This is a genomic window from Rathayibacter sp. AY1F3, assembly GCF_002931975.1.
Taxonomy (GTDB): Bacteria; Actinomycetota; Actinomycetes; order Actinomycetales; family Microbacteriaceae; genus Rathayibacter.
On the sequence record NZ_PSVF01000011.1, the window covers coordinates 70,979 to 89,052 of the forward strand.

Sequence of the window (18,074 nt, forward strand, 5' to 3'; positions counted from 1 at the left end):
TGGGGAGTCAGAGGATGTCGGGGTCGTCGAGACGGACCCGGAGCCGGGGGGCCGGCCGGAAGCGGCCGGGCGTGGTCGGCGGGCGACGACGGCGCGTGGCGTTGCGGATCACGGCGGAGCGGAGGCGCGCGGCCACATCCGCACCGCGAGCGTAGTCGAACCGGACGATCGCCCGGACGGAGCCGTCCTCGAGCCCGACAGGACCGAGGACCTCGTGCCGGTCGTCCTCGTCGAGCGCGTCGAGCGCCTCCTCCACCGCGTGCGCGTCGCCGCTCACCGTGGCCAGGCGCACCGCGGGCGGGAAGCGCAGAGCGCGCCGCTCCTGGAGCTCGGCCCGGAGGTACTCGGCCTGCCGCCAGGTCGCCAGGGCGGTCGCGAGCCGGCCACCGACCCCGACCAGGAGGACCGGCGCGCCCGGGCGGGCCAGCGCCGCGGCGTTCGACCAGGTGCGGAGCGCGTCGTCGGCGACCCGCAGGCTCTCGCGGGCCAGCATCCGCTCGCCGTCCAGCAGCAGGACGGCGTGGTAGCCGCCGTCGGCCCGCGGCTCCGCCCCGCGCGTGGCCACGACGAGCGCGGGCTCGTCGGGGAGGGTGAGCACGGGGCGCTGCCCGTCGGCGACGATCACCTTGGCACCCGGGAAGGCGCGTCCGAGCTCCTCCGCGGTGCGGCCCGCGCCGAGGGAGACGAGGCGCAGAGCCGTCGCCTCGCAGACGGAGCAGGTCCAGTCGGCCGCGATCAGGCCGCACCAGCCGCAGCTCGGCCGCCCGCCCTCGGAGTGCACGCCGAGCGGACCCTGGCAGCGGTTGCAGCGTGCGACGGTCCGGCAGCGGGCGCAGGCGACCACCGGCGCGTAGCCGGGGCGCGCGACCTGGACGAGCACGGGACCGGAGTCGAGGGCCTTCCGCGCCTCCCGCCAGGCGGAGGAGGGGATGCGCGCTGCCGCGTCGTGCTCGTCGGCCGCCCACTGCTGGGCGGTCGGCACGACGTGCGGGCGGCGGCTCGGCCGCGGCTCCACCTCGGTCGCGAAGCCGATCTCGACGAGCCGCTCGACCTCGACCGTGCGCGTGTTGCCGAGCAGGACGAGGCCGGCGCCGCTCTGCTCCTGCCGCACCAGGGCGACGTCGCGGGCGTGCGCGTAGGGCGCGAGCGGCTCGGCGAAGAGCGGATCGCCGTCGTCCCAGAGCGCGATCAGGCCGAGGGCGGAGGAGGGCGCGTAGAGGACGGAGCGGTTGCCGACGACGACCCGCGGCCCGGGATCGAGGCAGCGGACGAAGGCGGAGTAGCGCTCGGCGCCCTTCTGCCGCGCATCGAGGCGCACCACCGCCTCCGCGGGGACGAGGGCGGCGAGAGCGAGCTCCAGCTGCTCCTGGTCGCGGTAGTCGGGGACGGCCAGGATCGCGTCGCGGCCCGCGGCGAGCGTGTCCCGGGCGAGCTCGGCGAGCGTGACGGCCCAGCCGCCGACCCACGCGCCCGAGTCGAGCCTCACCGGAGCCGGCACGGCGCCGACCGCCAGCCGGGCCCCCTCGGCGAGTCCCGCGAAGGAGGCGTCGGGGTAGCCCGTCACGCCGCCCGCCTCGACCGCGGGCGCCGCAGGAGCGGGACCCGCGGCGAGTCGCGCCTTCTCGACGCGGACGTGGCGGCGCGGCACGGCCAGGCGCAGCACGTCGCTCGCGCCCCCGGAGGCGCGGTCGGCCACCCGGCGGGCGAGGGCCCAGACCTCCGGGGTCAGCACGACGAGCGGCGAGACCAGCTCCTCGATGCCGCTGAGCGCTCCGGCGTGCTCGGTCCCCTCCCCCGTCTCGACGACGAACGCGTCGGCGATCCGGCCTCCGGTCCGCAACGGCACCCGCACGCGCACGCCGGGGACCACCCCGCCGCGCAGCGCCTCCGGCACCGCGTAGTCCAGGAGCCGGTCGAGCTGCGGGAGGGGCGAGTCCAGGAGCACGCGCGCGACGGCTCCGCTCGTCGCCATCGCCGCCGCGCCCGCTACGAGAGGCCCGCGGCGGAGCGCAGGTCGTCGACCCGGTCGAGGCGCTCCCAGGTGAAGTCGGGGAGCTCCCGGCCGAAGTGGCCGTAGGCCGCGGTCTGCGCGTAGATCGGGCGGAGCAGGTCGAGTGCGTGGATGATCGCGGCCGGGCGCAGGTCGAAGACCGAGCGGATCGCCTCGGTGATCGTCTCGTCGGAGACGGTGCCGGTGCCGAAGGTCTCGACGTAGAGGCCGACCGGGGCCGCCTTGCCGATGGCGTAGGCGACCTGCACCTCCAGCCGCGAGGCGAGCCCCGCGGCGACCGCGTTCTTGGCGACCCACCGCATGGCGTAGGCGGCCGAGCGGTCCACCTTCGACGGGTCCTTGCCCGAGAACGCGCCGCCGCCGTGGCGGGACGCTCCGCCGTAGGTGTCGACGATGATCTTGCGGCCGGTGAGCCCGGCGTCGCCCTGAGGGCCGCCGATCTCGAAGCGGCCCGTCGGGTTGATCAGCAGGCGCACGGCGGAGGAGTCGAGGTCGACCGTCTCGAGGACGGGGCGGATGACGTGCGCCGCGATGTCCGCGTGGATCGTCTCGGTGCTGACGTGCTCGGCGTGCTGGGTGGACAGGACGACGGTGTCGATGGTGGACGGCGTCGTGCCGTCGTAGCCGATGGTGACCTGGGTCTTGCCGTCGGGTCGGAGGTAGTCGAGCTCGCCCGACTTGCGGACGGCGGCCAGGCGCTCGGCGAGGCGGTGCGAGAGCCAGCTCGGCAGCGGCATGTACTCGGGGGTCTCGTCGGTCGCGAAGCCGAACATCAGGCCCTGGTCGCCCGCGCCCTGGCGGTCGAAGGCGTCCTCGCCCGCCTCGGAGGAGCGGACCTCGAGCGCCGTGTCGACGCCCGCCGCGATCTCGGGCGACTGCTGGCCGATCGAGACCGAGACGCCGCAGGAGCGGCCGTCGAAGCCCTTCTCCGAGGAGTCGTAGCCGATCTCGACGATCGTGTCGCGCACGATCTTGGGGATCTCGACGTAGCCGCTCGTGGAGACCTCGCCCGCGACGTGCACGAGCCCCGTCGTGACCAGCGTCTCGACGGCGACCCGGCTGTGCGGGTCCTCGCGGAGCAGGGCGTCGAGGATGCGGTCCGAGATCTGGTCGCAGATCTTGTCCGGGTGGCCCTCGGTGACGGACTCGGAGGTGAACAGGCGGAGGGGACCGGAGGTCATGCTTCTCTTCTCGTCCCGGCTCGTGCGGACCGGGGTCGTTCGTACCGGGAGTGGCCTGGCGGGCGCGATGCCGGGCGGCAGGCGATCGGCGCCTGGGCGGGCGGACCGGCGGGGCTAGCGCACGACCGCGTCGAGGACGCGATCGGCCACCTCCGCCTTGCTGCCCGAGGCCTCGCCAACTATATCGCCGGCCCGATCGAGGACCACGACGGCGTTGCTGTCGCTCTGGAAACCCTCGGCCCAGCCCACCCTGTTGAGGACGAGCAGGTCGCAGCCCTTCCGGGCGATCTTGGCGCGGCCGAGCGCGAGCATCGCGTCCCGGTCCGGCTCGGTCTCCGCGGCGAAGCCGACGACGATCTGCCCCTCCCGCCGGGAGGCGGAGATCTCGGCGAGGACGTCCGGGTTCTTGACGAGCTCGAGGACGAGACGGTCGCCCTGCTGCTCCTTCTTGATCTTCGCGTCGGCGACCGCGGCGGGCCGGTAGTCGGCGACGGCCGCGGCCATGATCACGACGTCCGCGCCGGTGGCCGCGGCGAGAGCGGCCTCGCGCAGCTCGAGCGCGGTGCCCACCGGGAGGACCGTGACGCCCTCCGGCGCCGGCACGTCGAGGTTCGCGGCGAGGAGGGTGACCTCCGCGCCCCGGGCCGCAGCGGCCAGCGCGAGCGCGACGCCCTGCCTGCCGCTGGAGCGGTTGCCGACGAAGCGCACCGGGTCGAGGGGCTCGCGGGTGCCGCCGGCGGTCACGAGGACGCGCACGCCCGCGAGGTCGCGGCGGGCGGAGGCGGAGCGGGCGTGGACGGCGAGGGCCTCCGCCACGATCGTCTCGGGCTCCTCCATGCGGCCGGGGCCCGAGTCGGCGCCGGTGAGGCGGCCGACCGCGGGGCCGACGACGTGCACGCCGCGGGAGCGGAGCACCGCCGTGTTCGCGACGGTGGCGGCGTTCGCCCACATCTCGGTGTGCATCGCGGGGGCGACCACGAGCGGGGCGGTGCTCGCGAGCACCGTGTTGCCGAGCAGGTCGTCGGCGAGGCCGGCGGCGAGCTTGGCGAGCGTGTGCGCCGTCGCGGGCGCGATCACGATGAGGTCGGCGGCCTGGCCGATGGCTACGTGCCGGACCTCGGCGACGCCCTCGTAGAGCTCGGTGTGCACCGGGTTCCGCGAGATGGCCTCGAGGGTGGGCTTCCCCACGAAGCGCAGCGCGGCCTCGGTCGCGACGACGTGCACGTCGTGCTCCGCGAGGACCAGCGCGCGGACGACTCCGACGGCCTTGTACGCGGCGATGCCGCCGGTGATGCCGACGACGACGTTGAGCCGTCGGCCGGCCTCGAGAGAGGAGCCCACCCGGAGGGGACTACTCGGCGAGGGGCTTGGCGACGAGCTTGTCCTCGTTGATCTCGTGCAGTGCGACCGAGAGGGGCTTGTCGTCGATGGTGGAGTCGACCAGCGGGCCGACGTTGTCGAACAGGCTGCCCTCGTGGAGGTCGGCGTAGTAGTCGTTGATCTGGCGGGCGCGCTTGGAGGCGAAGATCACCAGCGCGTACTTGGAGTCGACCTTCGAGAGGAGCTCGTCGATGGGCGGGTCGATGATGCCGAGGTTGTTGGCCATGGGTGTCTCCTTGCAGGCGCATCAGCGCCGATCTGCGGCTCCGGAGCAACACGGCGCGCGGGCTCCGAGGGGCGTGTGCCCGGTGGGACCCGGGGCGTCGGCCCGGAGGTGGTCGGTGGCCCGGTGTCAGCGGCCCGGGTCAGCGGGCGCGCCGTCGGCACGAGGCGACATCAATTCTACGACCTCGCGGGCCGCTTCGGGCACGGTGCTGTTGACGACGGCGAAATCGAACTCGTCCTGCGCGGCCAGCTCCACCTTCGCGGTGGCCAGGCGGCGCTCCTGCTCCTCCGCGCTCTCGGTGCCGCGGCCGACCAGTCGGCGGACCAGCTCGTCCCAGGTCGGCGGCAGGAGGAAGACCAGCCGCGCGTCCGGCATCCGCTCGCGCACCTGGCGGGCACCCTGGATGTCGATCTCGAGCATCACCTGGCGGCCCTGCTCCAGTGCGGCGTCGATGGGGCCGCGGGGCGTGCCGTAGCGGTGCGCGTTGTGGACGACGGCGTACTCGAGGAACTCCCCCGCCGCGACCATCCGGTCGAACTCGGCGTCGTCGACGAAGTAGTAGCTGACGCCGTCCACCTCGCCCGGACGCGGGGCCCGGGTGGTGGCCGAGACCGAGAGCAGGACGTCCGGGTAGTTCTCGCGGATGTAGGTCGACACGGTGCCCTTGCCGACCGCGGTCGGACCGGCGAGGACGAGCAGGCGGTTGCGGCCGGGGCGGCGCTGCCGGGACTCCCGCTCCTCGAGGAACGACGCCAGGCCCTCGACCTGGCGCCGACCGAGCCCACCGAGGCGCTTCGACTCGGCGATCCGCAGCTGGTCCATCACCCGGGGCGTCTTCACCACGCCGAGCGCCGGCACCGCGCGGAGCAGCTCGCTGACGCGCATCCGCCCCTCGACTCCGAGCGGCTCGGCCTGGGCCGCCGCGAGCACGGCGGTCGCGGGGCGGCGTCCGGCGGCGACGGCCTTCTTGACGGCGGCGCGGGCACGGCGCGCCGCGATCGCGGCCTCGGAGGCGGCGCGCCGGTCGACCTCGGGCGGCGAGGGACGGCGCACGGCCTCCGGGCGCGAGGCGGCGCCGGGATCGGGGCTGACGGTTTCAGCGGACAAGGGTCTCCTGGATGTCGGTCGCGCGGCGGGTGATCTCGGCCGCGATCCCCGAGGGGCCGGCGCCGAGCACGCTGCGCGACTCGCTGACGATGGTGGCGGCGCTCAGCGCGCCGAACAGCCGCTGCGCGTCCGCGCCGGCCGCGCCCTGGTGGCCGAAGCCGGGCGCGAGCACCGGGAGTGCGGGGTGCAGCGGCTCGTCGATGCCGATGCCGAAGTCGCCCAGGGCGACCGTGGCGCCGAGCACCACGCCGACCGAGCCGATCGACGCGCGAGCGTGAGCGTCGTTCCAGGATGACACGTCCGCCACGACCGCGCGTGCCACGGTGGATCCCGCCCGGCCGCCGTCCTGCACGAGGGCGCGCTGCACGGGGCGGGCCTCGGGGTTCGAGGTGGCTGCGAGGACGAACACGCCCTTGCCCGCCTCCTCGGCGAGGGTCAGCATCCCCTCGAGGGAGCCGAGCCCCTGGTAGGCCGCCGCGGTCATGGCGTCCGCCTCGAGCGGCGAGCCCGGCCGGAGCCACGCCTCGGCGTAGGCGGTGACGCTCGTGCCGATGTCGCCGCGCTTGACGTCGGCGATCACCAGCAGTCCGGCCTCTCGGGCGTCGGCGAGCACGCGCTCGAGCGCGGCGTAGCCCGCCGAGCCGTGCCGCTCGAAGAAGGCGATCTGCGGCTTGACGACGCCTACACGGCCGGCCGCCGCCTCGACGACCGTGCGGCCGAAGCTCTCGAGCCCGGCCGCGTCGTCGGCGAGGCCCCACGCGTCGAGGAGGTACGCGTGCGGGTCGATCCCGACGCAGAGACGGCCGTGCGCGGCGAACGCCGCCTCGAGGCGCGAGCCGAAGGAGGCGGTGCCCGCCGCGCCGCCGCTCACGCGGTGCGCTCCGCGCGGCGCAGGGCGTAGTCCTGCAGGCTCGTCACCTCGAAGGGCTCGTTCGCCGCGTCGAGCGAGGCGACCGCGGCCGCGAGCTGGGCGATCGTGGTGAACAGCGGCTTGTCCGCGGCGACCGCGGCGGCGCGGATCTCGTAGCCGTCGGCGCGGGTCGCTCCTCCGCTGGGCGTGTTGATCACCACGTCGACCTCGTCGCGGGCGATCAGCTCGACGATGGAGGGCGCGTCGCCCTCGGCGGTCTCGCTGTACTTGCGGACCACGCGGGCCTGGATCCCGTTCCGGTTCAGCACCTCGGCCGTGCCCTCGGTCGCGAGGATGTCGAAGCCGAGCTGGCGCAGGCGCAGCGCGGGCAGGACGATCGAGCGCTTGTCGCGGTCGGCGACCGAGATGAAGACGGTCCCGCTCGCCGGCATGCCGCCGTAGGCGGCGTCCTGGCTCTTCGCGAAGGCGCGGGGGAAGTCGCGGTCGATCCCCATGACCTCGCCGGTGGAGCGCATCTCGGGCCCGAGCAGCGAGTCGACGATCTGGCCCTCCTTGGTGCGGAAGCGCTTGAACGGCAGGACCGCCTCCTTCACCGCGATGGGAGAGTCCATCGGGACGTCGGAGCCGTCGCGCTCGGGCAGCAGGCCCTCGGCCTTCAGCGCGGCGATGGTCTCGCCCACCATCAGGCGCGACGCGGCCTTCGCGAGCGGGATGCCCAGCGCCTTCGACACGAACGGCACGGTGCGCGAGGCCCGGGGGTTCGCCTCGAGCACGTAGAGCACGCCCTGGCCGATCGCGAACTGGACGTTCAGCAGTCCTCGGACTCCGACGCCCTGCGCGATCGCGAGGGTCGCCTCCCGCACCTGGTCGATCTGGCGGCGGCCGAGCGTCACCGGCGGGAGCGTGCACGCCGAGTCGCCGGAGTGGATGCCGGCCTCCTCGATGTGCTCCATCACGCCGCCGATGTAGAGCTGCTCGCCGTCGAAGAGCGCATCGACGTCGATCTCGATCGCGTCGTCGAGGAAGCGGTCCACCAGCAGCGGGTGCGCCTCGTCGATGATCCCCTCGCCGGCCATCCGCTCGAAGTAGTCCTCGAGCTGGGGCGTGCCGTAGACGATCTCCATGCCGCGCCCGCCGAGGACGAACGACGGACGGACGAGGACCGGGTAGCCGATCTCCACCGCGACCTCGCGGGCGCCGTCGAGGTCGGTCGCGGTGCCGTTGCGCGGGGCGAGAAGTCCCGCCTCGTCGAGGATCCGCGAGAACGCGCCGCGCTCCTCCGCTAGGTCGATGTTCGCGGGGGTGGTGCCGAGGATGGGCACGCCGGCCGCCTCGAGGCCCGCGGCGAGCCCGAGCGCCGTCTGGCCGCCCAGCTGCACGACGACGCCGACGAGCTCGCCGGACTGCGACTCCGCGTGGATGACCTCGAGCACGTCCTCGAGAGTCAGCGGCTCGAAGTAGAGGCGGTCCGAGGTGTCGTAGTCGGTCGAGACCGTCTCGGGGTTGCAGTTGATCATGATCGTCTCGAAGCCCGCGTCCGAGAGCGCGAACGAGGCGTGCACGCAGGAGTAGTCGAACTCGACCCCCTGGCCGATGCGGTTGGGGCCGGAGCCCAGGATGACGACCTTGCGGCGGTCGGCGGCGACGACCTCCGTCTCCTCGTCGTACGAGGAGTAGTGGTACGGCGTGAGCGCCGGGAACTCGCCCGCGCAGGTGTCGACGGTCTTGTAGACCGGGCGCACGTCGAGCGCGTAGCGGGTGCGGCGGACCTCCGCCTCGTCGAGCCCGCGGAGCTCGGCGATCTGCGCGTCCGAGAAGCCGTGGTCCTTCGCGAGGCGGAGGAGTCCGGCATCGAGGCCGTCGTGCTCGCGCACCAGGTCGGCGATCTCGTTGATCAGCACGATCTGGTCGAGGAACCAGGGGTCGATCTTCGTGGACTCGAACGCCTGCTCGACCGTGGCTCCCAGGCGCAGCGCCTGCTGCACGGTGACGATGCGGCCGTCGGTCGGGGTCCTCGCGATCTCGAGGAGCTCCTCGACCGAGCGCTCCTGCGCCCCCCAGTGGAACGACGAGCCGCGCTTCTCGAGCGAGCGGAGCGCCTTCTGCAGCGCCTGCGCGTAGTTGCGGCCGATCGCCATCGCCTCGCCCACCGACTTCATGGTCGTGGTCAGCGTCTTGTCGGCGGCCGGGAACTTCTCGAACGCGAACCGCGGGACCTTCACGACCACGTAGTCCAGCGTCGGCTCGAAGCTCGCCGGCGTCACCTTGGTGATGTCGTTCGGGATCTCGTCCAGGCGGTAGCCGATGGCGAGCTTCGCGGCGATCTTGGCGATCGGGAAGCCGGTCGCCTTGGAGGCGAGGGCGGAGGAGCGGGAGACGCGCGGGTTCATCTCGATGACGATGATCCGGCCGTCCGCCGGGTCGATCGCGAACTGGATGTTGCAGCCGCCCGTGTCCACGCCCACGTCGCGGATGATCCGGATGCCGATGTCGCGCAGCTTCTGGTACTCGCGGTCGGTGAGGGTCAGCGCCGGTGCGACGGTGATCGAGTCGCCCGTGTGCACGCCGACGGGGTCGACGTTCTCGATCGAGCAGACGACGACCGTGTTGTCGGCCGTGTCGCGCATGAGCTCGAGCTCGTACTCCTTCCAGCCGAGGATCGACTCCTCCAGGAGAACCTCGGTGGTGGGGCTCTGGTGCAGGCCGTCGCCGACCATCCGCACCAGCTCCTCGCGGGTGTAGGCGAAGCCGGAGCCCAAGCCGCCCATGGTGAACGACGGGCGGATGACGAGGGGGTAGCCCAGGTCCTCGGCGTACTCGATCGCCTCGTCGACGGTGTGCGCGATGTAGGACTTCGCGACGTCGGCGCCCGCGTCCAGCACCAGCTGCTTGAAGATCTGGCGGTCCTCGCCGCGGTTGATCGCCTCGAAGCTCGCGCCGATGAGCTCGACGCCGTACTTCCCGAGGATCCCGAGGTCGTGCAGCTGGATGGCCGCGTTCAGGGCCGTCTGCCCGCCGAGGGTCGGCAGGATGGCGTCCGGCTTCTCCTTGGCGATGATCGCCTCGATCGCCTTGGGCGTGATCGGCTCCACGTAGGTGGCGTCGGCGAAGTCGGGATCGGTCATGATCGTCGCCGGGTTGGAGTTGACGAGGATCACGCGCACCCCCTCGGCGCGCAGCACGCGGCAGGCCTGGGTGCCGGAGTAGTCGAACTCGACGGCCTGTCCGATGACGATCGGGCCGGAGCCGATGACCAGGACGCTCTGGATGTCTTCCCTGCGCGGCATTACTTCTGCTCTCCGATGCTGCTGGTCGTGGGGATGTCGGTGGGCTCCGAGGCCCCGCGCCCGGCCGTGCGCTGCACGACCATCTCGCGGAAGCGGTCGAAGAGGTGGTTGGAGTCGTGCGGGCCGGCCGCCGCCTCCGGGTGGTACTGCACCGAGAAGGCGGGGATGTCGAGGCAGCGCAGGCCCTCCACGACCGAGTCGTTGAGGGAGTAGTGGCTGACCTCGACGCGGCCGAAGCCCTCGGGCGAGTCCAGCTCGCCCTCGATCGGCGCGTCCACGGCGAACCCGTGGTTCTGCGAGGTGATCTCCACGCGGCCGGTGAGCTTGTCGAGCACGGGCTGGTTGATCCCGCGGTGGCCGAACGGGAGCTTGTAGGTGCCGAATCCGAGAGCGCGCCCCAGCAGCTGGTTGCCGAAGCAGATGCCGAAGAACGGCAGGTCGGCGCGAAGCGTGGTGCGCAGCAGCTCGACGTGGCGGTCCGAGGCCTCGGGGTCGCCGGGGCCGTTGGAGAAGAAGAGCGCGGACGGGTCGAGCGCGAGCACCTGCTCGGCGGTCACCGACTCGGGCAGCACGTGCACGTCGAAGCCGCGCTCCGCGAGGTAGTCGACCGTCGACGTCTTCACCCCCAGGTCGATGACCGCGACCGAGCCGACGCGCTCGCCGCGGGCGGGCACCGTGTACTGCTCGTCGGTCGAGACCGAGGAGGAGAGGTTGAGCCCCTGCATCTGCCGGCCGCCGAGGACCAGCGCGAGCTGCTCCTCCTCGGGGAGGGCGAGGTCCTCGCCGGAGAACACGCCGGCGCGCATCGAGCCGGCCGAGCGGATGTGGCGGGTGATCGCCCGGGTGTCGACGCCGGAGATCCCGACGATGCCGTCGGTCTCCAGGTCGTCGCCGAGGGAGCGCTGCGCGCGGAAGTTGGAGACGACGCGGGAGGGGTCGCGGACGACGTAGCCGGCGACCCAGATGCGGCGCGACTCCATGTCCTCGTCGTTGGTCCCGGTGTTGCCGATGTGGGGCGCGGTCTGCACGACGATCTGGCCGGCGTAGCTCGGGTCGGTCAGCGTCTCCTGGTACCCGGTCATGCCGGTGGCGAAGACGATCTCGCCCAGGGTGCGGCCTCGGGCGCCGTAGGCCTGTCCCCGGAATCGTCGTCCGTCCTCGAGGACGAGGACGGCGGTGGGTTCGGTGCTGAGGCGTGTCGTTGGCACGGACTAGGAGCCCTTCTGGGTCGTGTCGGGGCCGCCGTCGGCGGCTCCGGGGTGGGAGGGGGAGGAACGGAGGCCGGCGAGGCGCTGCAGCTCGGCGACCAGGTGCGCCCGGAGGGCGGGCTCGGCCACGCGGAGGTAGCTGTCGACGGTCTCGTCGCCGCGGGGCGACCAGGAGATCACGAGCAGGCCGCCCTCCTCGACGACGCGGTCGATCACGTAGCTGCCCTGGCCCGCTCCGCGCAGGAGGGAGGCCGGGATCACCGTCTCGCGCTCGCCGACGGGGGCGATCACGACGCCGCGCTCGTGGAGGCGCAGCACCGCGTTGCCGCGGAAGCCGAGCCCCGGCAGCACGACGCGCTCGAGCGGCTGCTCGAAGCGGGTCGTGGCCACGTACGGGAGGTCGACGCGCTCGACCTCGGCGCCCAGCGAGGACGCGGGCACGGGCTCCGGCGCGAGGGCGGCCGAGCGGCGGCGCCGCGCGCGCCAGGAGAGCAGCATGCCGACGAAGACGAGGACGACGACCGCGGCGATGACGATCGTGATCGCGGCCCTATCCACGGGAGGCCTTCGCGGAGGCGGCGACGACCGCCGCGTCGACGAGCTCGCCGTCCAGCACGGTCGGGAAGCCCCGGTGGAGGGTGGCGACGACGCGGCCCGGCAGCTCGCGACCGAGGTACGGGGAGTTGCCGCTGCGGCCGCGCAGGTCCTCGACGGAGAAGCGGCGTCGCGCCTCCGGGTCGTAGAGCACGACGTTCGCGGCGGACCCGACGGCGAGGCCGCGGTCGTAGCCGTCGAGCCGGCCGATGCGGGCGGGGGCGGAGGAGAGCACGCGCGCGACGTCGGACCAGCTCATCCGCCCGTCCTCGACGACGGCGGCGTGCACCACGCTCAGCGCGCTCTCGAGGCCGACCATGCCGAACGCCGCGGCGTCCCACTCGCAGTCCTTCGCCTCGACCGGGTGCGGCGCGTGGTCGGTGGCGACGATGTCGATGGTGCCGTCGGCGAGGGCCTCGCGGAGGGCGAGCACGTCCTCGTCGCGGCGCAGCGGTGGGTTCACCTTGAAGCGGGCGTCGTAGCTCGGCCCGTCCTGGCCGGCGACGGCCTGCTCGGTGAGGAGCAGGTGGTGGGGGGTGACCTCGGCGGTCACGTCGATCCCCCGGGCCTTCGCCCAGCGGATGACGTCGACCGAGCCCGCGGTCGAGACGTGGCAGACGTGCAGGCGGGAGCCCACGTGCTCGGCGAGGAGCACGTCGCGGGCGATGATCGCCTCCTCGGCCACGGCGGGCCAGCCCTGCAGGCCGAGGGCGCTGGAGACGGCGCCCTCGTTCATCTGCGCGCCGACGGTGAGCCGCGGCTCCTGCGCGTGCTGGGCGACGACTCCGTCGAACGCCTTGACGTACTCGAGAGCGCGGCGCATCAGCAGCGCGTCCGAGACGCACTTCCCGTCGTCCGAGAAGACCCGCACGGCCGCGCGGCTGCGGGCCATCGCGCCGAGCTCGGCGAGCGACTCCCCCGCCAGACCCACGGTCACCGCGCCGATCGGGCGGACCGTCGCGTAGCCGGCGTCCTCGCCCAGGCTCTGCACCTGCTCGACCACGCCCGCGGTGTCCTGCACCGGCGAGGTGTTCGCCATCGCGAAAACGGCGGTGAAGCCTCCGGCGGCCGCAGCTCGCGTGCCGGTGAGGATCGTCTCGCTCTGCTCGAACCCCGGCTCGCGCAGGTGGGTGTGCAGGTCGACCAGGCCGGGCAGCGCCAGCAGGCCGTCGGCGTCGATCACGCGGGCCCCGCGCGAGTCGAGGTCGGCGCCGATCTCGACGATCACGCCCCCGTCGATCAGCAGGTCGGCGGTCGACTCGTCGGCGAGCGTCGCTCCCGAGATCAGGATCCGCTCCGGCGCCGTGCTCTGAAGCGGCTGGGCAGTGCTCATCAGTGGACCTCCCGTTCGCCGGACAGCAGCAGGTAGAGCGCGGCCATCCGGACGGACACTCCGTTCGTGACCTGTTCGAGCACCGTGGAGCGGCTCGAATCGGCGGCCGCCGAGGAGATCTCGACGCCCCTGTTCATGGGTCCGGGGTGCATGACGATGGTATCGGGACCCAGCCGGGCGAGCCGCTCGTCGTCGAGGCCCCAGATCCGCGCGTACTCCCGGCCGTTGGGGAAGAACCCGCTCGACATCCGCTCGAGCTGGATGCGCAGGAGCATCACGACGTCGGGGAGCCCGGTGTCGATCGCCTCGTCCAGATCGAAGCGGATGGTCGCGGGCCAGTCGCGCGTGTCGACCGGCACGAGGGTCGGCGGTGCGACCAGGGTCACCTCGGCGCCCAGCGCCGTCAGCAGCCAGACGTTCGAGCGCGCCACCCGCGAGTGCAGGACGTCGCCGACGATGGTGACCGCGACGCCGTCGAGGCTCTTGCCGCGGGACGCGGAGGCGCCGTGCAGGCGCCGGCGGATGGTGAACGCGTCCAGGAGCGCCTGGGTCGGGTGCTCGTGGGTCCCGTCGCCGGCGTTGAGGATCGACGCGTCGATCCAGCCGCTCGCCGCCAGAACCGCAGGGGCTCCGGAGGCGCTGTGGCGGATGACCACGCCGTCGGCGCCCATCGCGGCGAGCGTCTGCGCGGTGTCCTTCAGGCTCTCGCCCTTGGAGACGCTGGAGCCCTTCGCGCTGAAGTTGATGACGTCGGCCGAGAGCCGCTTCGCCGCCGCCTCGAACGAGATCCGCGTGCGCGTGGAGTCCTCGAAGAAGAGGTTGACCACGGTCTTCCCGCGCAGGGTCGGCAGCTTCTTGACCTCGCGGTTCTGCACGTCCGCCATGTCCTCGGCGATGTCGAGGAGGGCGATCGCGCTCGCGCGGTCGAGGTCGCGGGTCGAGAGCAGGTGCTTCACGGAGCCGTCTCCTCGCCGGTGGCCTGCGACTCGATCGCGACCAGGTCCTCGCCGTCCGTCTCGACGAGCCGGACGTTGATCCGCTCGCTCAGGCTGCTCGGCAGGTTCTTGCCGACGAAGTCCGCCCGGATCGGGAGCTCGCGGTGCCCTCGATCGACCAGCGCGGCCAGCCGCACGGCCCGCGGACGGCCGATGTCGCTGAGGGCGTCCAGGGCGGCGCGGATGGTGCGGCCCGAGAAGAGGACGTCATCGACGAGGACCACGGTCCGGCCGTCGATGCTCGCGGGGACGGCGGTGCGCGCGGGGGTGCGGACCGGGTGCCGGGAGAGGTCGTCGCGGTACATCGTCACGTCGAGGGAGCCGGCGAAGACGGGGGGCCCGTCCGGCTCGATCCGCGCGATCGTCTCGGCGATGCGCCTCGCGAGGGCGACGCCGCGCGTCGGGATGCCGAGGACGACCAGCGACTCGGGGCCGCGGTTCGACTCGAGGATCTCGTGGGCGATGCGCGTGAGCGCTCGCGTGATGTCAGCGCCGTTGAGCACGATTCGTGCCGTCACACCGACCTCCTTCCCCGCCTCACAGGACGGCCGTTAAAGGAAAAGCCGTGTCGAGTATAGGGGCCGTCGCGCGGCCCGCCGGACGGGCAGCCCGGGAACGACTTCGGCCCGCCCGATCACGGGGATCCGGCGGGCCGAGCAGGTCTCCGGGGCGGGTCAGGCCGTCGTGCGGGACTCCGCGACGGAGGCGAGGAGCCCGTTGATGAAGCCCGCCGAGTCGTCGGTCGACAGCGACGTGGCGGCCTCGACGGCCTCCGAGATGGCGACGCCGTCGGGCACCGCGTCGTTGTGCAGGATCTCCCACACCCCGATCCGGAGGATCGCGCGGTCGACCAAGGGCATGCGCGAGAGGGTCCAGCCCTGGGCGAGCCGGGCGATCAGCTCGTCGATCTCGTCGGCGTGGTCGATGACCCCGTCGACGATCTCGCGGGCGTAGAGCCACGAGGCCTCACGGGCCGGCTCGTTCGCCGCCCGCTCGGCCTCGGCGCGCAGCGACTGGGCGAAGCTGATCTGCCGGACGTCGGCGTTGTAGAGGATGTCGAGGGCGCGCTTGCGCGCCTTCGTGCGAGCACTCACGGGAGGCCCGGCTCAGCTGACGCGGCCGAGGTAGTCGCCCGTGCGGGTGTCGACCTTGACCTTCGTGCCCTGCTCGAGGAACAGCGGGACCTGGATCTGGTAGCCGGTCTCGACCGTCGCGGGCTTGGTGCCGCCGGTCGAGCGGTCACCCTGGAGGCCCGGCTCCGTGTAGGTGATCTCGAGGACGACCGAGGCGGGGAGGTCGATGTAGAGCGGGTCGCCGTCGTGCAGGGCGAGGGTCACGTTCTGGTTCTCGAGCATGAAGTTCGCCGCGTCGCCGACGACCGCCTCGGGGACGGTGATCTGGTCGTAGTCGCTGGTGTCCATGAACACGAAGTCCGCGCCGTCGCGGTAGAGGTACTGGAAGTCGCGGCGGTCGACGTTGGCCGTGTCGATCTTGGCGCCCGCGTTGAAGGTCTTGTCGACGACCTTGCCCGTGAGGACGTTCTTCATCTTGGTGCGGACGAAGGCGCCGCCCTTGCCCGGCTTGACGTGCTGGAAGTCGATGACGTTCCAGAGCTGGCCGTCGATGCTGAGGACGGTGCCGTTCTTGATGTCGGTGGTAGAGGCCATGCGAAGGGGGATCCGTTTCGGTGGAAGTCTGCGCCGGCGAGCCCGGTACGCGGGCGCGGCGATATCGGCCGGTCCGGCTGACCCGTCGAGTGTAGTCGACGCGGCCCCGTCGGCAGAGGAGTCTGGACGCCGCGTGCGAATCGCCCCACCGGTCCGCCGGAGCGCGAGACGGTGGAGGACCGACCCCGAGGAGGAGCGCAGGGACGCCGTTCCCGTCGACACTGTCGTGCCGCCCTGGTACTCGATCGCGTTCACCGCCGTGCCGATCGTCATCGCCGTCGTGATCGTGCTCGTCGTGGTGCTGATCGTCGTGAACGTGCGCCGGGCGCGCTCGCTCGGAGTGGACCCGCTGACCCTGCGGACCGACGTCGCGGCCCGCTTCGCGCGCGAGGGTCCCGGCTCCGCCCGCCCGCTGGCGGACCGGCTCGCCGAGCTGGAGGCGCTGCGAGCGGCGGGCACGATCACCGAGGCCGAGTACGCACAGGCGCGGAGGGCCGCCCTGGGTGGAGGCTGACGGCGCCGCCCGGGCTCAGCCGAGACGGACCTACGATCCGATCTCCTGGTAGGCCGCGAACAGCAGCGACGTCTCCGGCCCCTGCAGGATGCTCGGGCGGGCGATGTCGTCGAGGACCACGAAGCGGAGCATCCCCGCGCGGGTCTTCTTGTCGCGCTGCATCGCGGCGAGGAGCGTCTCCCACCGTCCGAGCGGGTAGCTCGTCGGCAGGGTCAGCGACTCGAGGACCCTGCGCTGGCGGTCCACGACCGCGTCGCTGAGCGAGCCGGTCAGGCGCGAGAGCTCGGCCGCGAACATCATCCCGACGGAGACGGCCGCGCCGTGGCGCCACTGGTAGCGCTCGGCGTGCTCGACCGCGTGCCCGAGGGTGTGCCCGTAGTTCAGGATCTCGCGCAGGCCCTTCTCGGTGAAGTCCTCGCCGACGACCCGCGCCTTGATCCCGATCGACAGCTCGACCAGGCTGCGGAACTCCTCCGACGTCGGGTCGGTGGCCAGGTCGATGTCGGACTCGATGATGTCGAGGATGCGCGGCTCGGCGATCATCCCGTACTTCACGATCTCGCCGAATCCGGCGAGGATCTCGTTGCGCGGGAGGCTGGTCAGCACGTCGAGGTCGGCGACGACCGCCCGCGGCGCGTGGAAGGCGCCGACGAGGTTCTTGCCCTCGGCCGTGTTGATGCCGGTCTTCCCGCCGACGGCCGCGTCGACCATCCCGAGCACGGTGGTCGGCACCTGCACCAGGTCGACCCCGCGGAGCCAGGTGGCGGCGACGAAGCCGGCCAGGTCGGTGATCGCACCGCCGCCGAAGCCGACGACCACATCCGTGCGGGTGAAGTCCGACTGCCCCATCACCTGCCAGCAGAAGGCCGCCACCTCCACGCGCTTCGCGGCCTCGGCGTCCGGGACCTCGGCGAGCAGCACCTCGTAGCGCTCGAGCAGGCTCTCGCGGATCTCGGCGGCGAGGACCGCGAGGGTCGGCGGGTGCACGATGAGCACCTTCGCGGCCCGGGGGCCGATCGCGTCGGCGAGGCCGTCGAGGAGTCCGCGCCCGACGTGGATGTCGTAGCCGTTCTCTCCGGCGACGGGGATGGCGGTGGTGCCGTCGTTCATGACTGTCTTCCGCTCGGGCGGCTCGCGGCCGCCGGGTCCGATGGTGCAGGGGTGGCGGAGGGGCGCTGCGCGCGCACCCACTCCGCGATCTCGGCGGCGATCAGGGTGATCGGCCGCCGGGAGGTGTCGACCACGGTGTCCGCGAGGGTCTCGTAGACCGGGCGCCGCTCGTCGAAGATGCGGACCCAGTCGCCGACCCCGCCGCGCACCAGCGGGCGGGAGCCGGAGCCGAGCCGGTCGCGGACGGCCTCGGCCGTGGTGGTGAGGAGCACGACGGGGACGTCCGCGAGGTCGGCGCGCGTCGCGGGATCGAGCACCGCTCCCCCGCCGAGGCTCAGCACCACGTCGCGGCGGACGGCGCGCTCGACGACGCGGCGCTCCTCGCGGCGGAAGGCCGGCTCGCCGTGGGCGTCGAAGTAGGGGGCGATCGGGCCGTGGGTGCGCACGAACTCCGCGTCGGAGTCGACGAAGCCGGCGCTCAGCGCCTTCGCGACCCGCTTGCCGATCGTCGTCTTGCCGGCCCCCATCGGGCCGATCAGGACGAGGCGGGCGCGGGCCGCGCCGGTATCGTGACCCGCCATCAGCGGGCC

17 protein-coding genes are annotated in these 18,074 nt (G+C 73.0%); 1 reads left to right on the top strand and 16 read right to left on the bottom strand.

Annotated elements, in window-relative coordinates; translation table 11 throughout:
- Positions 1-7: 7 nt before the first annotated feature.
- The 14 genes from C5C39_RS08605 to efp all read right to left on the bottom strand — a co-directional run bounded on the left by C5C39_RS08605 (position 8) and on the right by efp (position 15,860).
- Positions 8-1,972, bottom strand: coding sequence for a hypothetical protein (locus tag C5C39_RS08605; RefSeq protein ID WP_104353137.1), 1,965 nt, complete (start codon positions 1,970-1,972; stop codon positions 8-10).
- Between the two features lie 14 nt (positions 1,973-1,986).
- Positions 1,987-3,192 carry a methionine adenosyltransferase gene (gene metK, locus C5C39_RS08610; RefSeq protein WP_104221839.1) on the bottom strand — a complete coding sequence of 402 codons (1,206 nt, stop codon included), beginning with the start codon at positions 3,190-3,192 and terminating at the stop codon, positions 1,987-1,989.
- Positions 3,193-3,306: 114 nt separating this feature from the next.
- Positions 3,307-4,533 (bottom strand): bifunctional phosphopantothenoylcysteine decarboxylase/phosphopantothenate--cysteine ligase CoaBC, encoded by a 1,227-nt coding sequence (coaBC, locus tag C5C39_RS08615; RefSeq protein ID WP_104292131.1) that lies wholly within the window; start codon positions 4,531-4,533, stop codon positions 3,307-3,309.
- A gap of 10 nt (positions 4,534-4,543) precedes the next feature.
- Positions 4,544-4,798, bottom strand: a complete 255-nt coding sequence (gene rpoZ / locus C5C39_RS08620) for a DNA-directed RNA polymerase subunit omega (RefSeq protein WP_104221835.1) — start codon at positions 4,796-4,798, stop codon at positions 4,544-4,546.
- Between the two features lie 126 nt (positions 4,799-4,924).
- Positions 4,925-5,851: a guanylate kinase gene (gene gmk / locus C5C39_RS08625; RefSeq protein ID WP_104348685.1), complete on the bottom strand. Its 927-nt coding sequence runs from the start codon at positions 5,849-5,851 to the stop codon at positions 4,925-4,927.
- 43 nt (positions 5,852-5,894) lie between these two features.
- On the bottom strand, positions 5,895-6,776 hold the full coding sequence (gene pyrF, locus C5C39_RS08630; protein ID WP_104353138.1) for an orotidine-5'-phosphate decarboxylase: 882 nt from the start codon (positions 6,774-6,776) through the stop codon (positions 5,895-5,897).
- Positions 6,773-10,063, bottom strand: a complete 3,291-nt coding sequence (gene carB, locus C5C39_RS08635; RefSeq protein WP_104353139.1) for a carbamoyl-phosphate synthase large subunit — start codon at positions 10,061-10,063, stop codon at positions 6,773-6,775. Before carB ends, pyrF begins: the two co-directional genes overlap by 4 nt.
- Complete coding sequence (gene carA, locus C5C39_RS08640) at positions 10,063-11,271, bottom strand: glutamine-hydrolyzing carbamoyl-phosphate synthase small subunit (RefSeq protein WP_104250389.1); 1,209 nt, start codon at positions 11,269-11,271, stop codon at positions 10,063-10,065. Before carA ends, carB begins: the two co-directional genes overlap by 1 nt.
- Before the next feature lie 3 nt (positions 11,272-11,274).
- The gene (locus C5C39_RS08645) at positions 11,275-11,829 is read right to left on the bottom strand and encodes a hypothetical protein (protein WP_104225322.1); all 555 of its coding nucleotides are present in this window, start codon (positions 11,827-11,829) and stop codon (positions 11,275-11,277) included.
- On the bottom strand, positions 11,822-13,198 hold the full coding sequence (locus tag C5C39_RS08650) for a dihydroorotase (protein ID WP_104353140.1): 1,377 nt from the start codon (positions 13,196-13,198) through the stop codon (positions 11,822-11,824). Before C5C39_RS08650 ends, C5C39_RS08645 begins: the two co-directional genes overlap by 8 nt.
- Positions 13,198-14,154 carry an aspartate carbamoyltransferase catalytic subunit gene (locus tag C5C39_RS08655; RefSeq protein WP_104224749.1) on the bottom strand — a complete coding sequence of 319 codons (957 nt, stop codon included), beginning with the start codon at positions 14,152-14,154 and terminating at the stop codon, positions 13,198-13,200. The genes C5C39_RS08650 and C5C39_RS08655 overlap by 1 nt, the downstream gene beginning before the upstream one ends.
- Complete coding sequence (gene pyrR / locus C5C39_RS08660) at positions 14,151-14,711, bottom strand: bifunctional pyr operon transcriptional regulator/uracil phosphoribosyltransferase PyrR (protein ID WP_104224750.1); 561 nt, start codon at positions 14,709-14,711, stop codon at positions 14,151-14,153. Before pyrR ends, C5C39_RS08655 begins: the two co-directional genes overlap by 4 nt.
- A gap of 156 nt (positions 14,712-14,867) precedes the next feature.
- Entirely contained in the window at positions 14,868-15,287 is a 420-nt protein-coding gene (nusB, locus tag C5C39_RS08665; RefSeq protein WP_104224751.1) for a transcription antitermination factor NusB, read from the bottom strand.
- A 12-nt stretch (positions 15,288-15,299) separates the two neighbouring features.
- Complete coding sequence (gene efp / locus C5C39_RS08670; RefSeq protein ID WP_068210208.1) at positions 15,300-15,860, bottom strand: elongation factor P; 561 nt, start codon at positions 15,858-15,860, stop codon at positions 15,300-15,302.
- A 226-nt stretch (positions 15,861-16,086) separates the two neighbouring features.
- Between efp and C5C39_RS08675 the strand changes: the two genes are divergently transcribed.
- On the top strand, positions 16,087-16,374 hold the full coding sequence (locus C5C39_RS08675) for an SHOCT domain-containing protein (protein ID WP_104353141.1): 288 nt from the start codon (positions 16,087-16,089) through the stop codon (positions 16,372-16,374).
- A gap of 30 nt (positions 16,375-16,404) precedes the next feature.
- Here the strand turns inward: C5C39_RS08675 and aroB are convergent, their stop codons facing one another.
- Positions 16,405-17,484: a 3-dehydroquinate synthase gene (aroB, locus tag C5C39_RS08680; protein WP_104224752.1), complete on the bottom strand. Its 1,080-nt coding sequence runs from the start codon at positions 17,482-17,484 to the stop codon at positions 16,405-16,407.
- Positions 17,481-18,065: a shikimate kinase gene (locus C5C39_RS08685; RefSeq protein ID WP_104353142.1), complete on the bottom strand. Its 585-nt coding sequence runs from the start codon at positions 18,063-18,065 to the stop codon at positions 17,481-17,483. The genes aroB and C5C39_RS08685 overlap by 4 nt, the downstream gene beginning before the upstream one ends.
- Positions 18,066-18,074 lie beyond the last annotated feature (9 nt).

Bases quoted from the DNA above. Each gene is read 5' to 3' on its own strand.
- C5C39_RS08605 (WP_104353137.1), bottom strand. From the start codon at position 1,972: ATGGCGACGAGCGGAGCCGTCGCGCGCGTGCTCCTGGACTCGCCCCTC.
- rpoZ (WP_104221835.1), bottom strand. From the start codon at position 4,798: ATGGCCAACAACCTCGGCATCATCGACCCGCCCATCGACGAGCTCCTC.
- C5C39_RS08650 (WP_104353140.1), bottom strand. From the start codon at position 13,198: ATGAGCACTGCCCAGCCGCTTCAGAGCACGGCGCCGGAGCGGATCCTG.
- C5C39_RS08685 (WP_104353142.1), bottom strand. From the start codon at position 18,065: ATGGCGGGTCACGATACCGGCGCGGCCCGCGCCCGCCTCGTCCTGATC.
- carB (WP_104353139.1), bottom strand. From the start codon at position 10,063: ATGCCGCGCAGGGAAGACATCCAGAGCGTCCTGGTCATCGGCTCCGGC.
- metK (WP_104221839.1), bottom strand. From the start codon at position 3,192: ATGACCTCCGGTCCCCTCCGCCTGTTCACCTCCGAGTCCGTCACCGAG.
- aroB (WP_104224752.1), bottom strand. From the start codon at position 17,484: ATGAACGACGGCACCACCGCCATCCCCGTCGCCGGAGAGAACGGCTAC.
- efp (WP_068210208.1), bottom strand. From the start codon at position 15,860: ATGGCCTCTACCACCGACATCAAGAACGGCACCGTCCTCAGCATCGAC.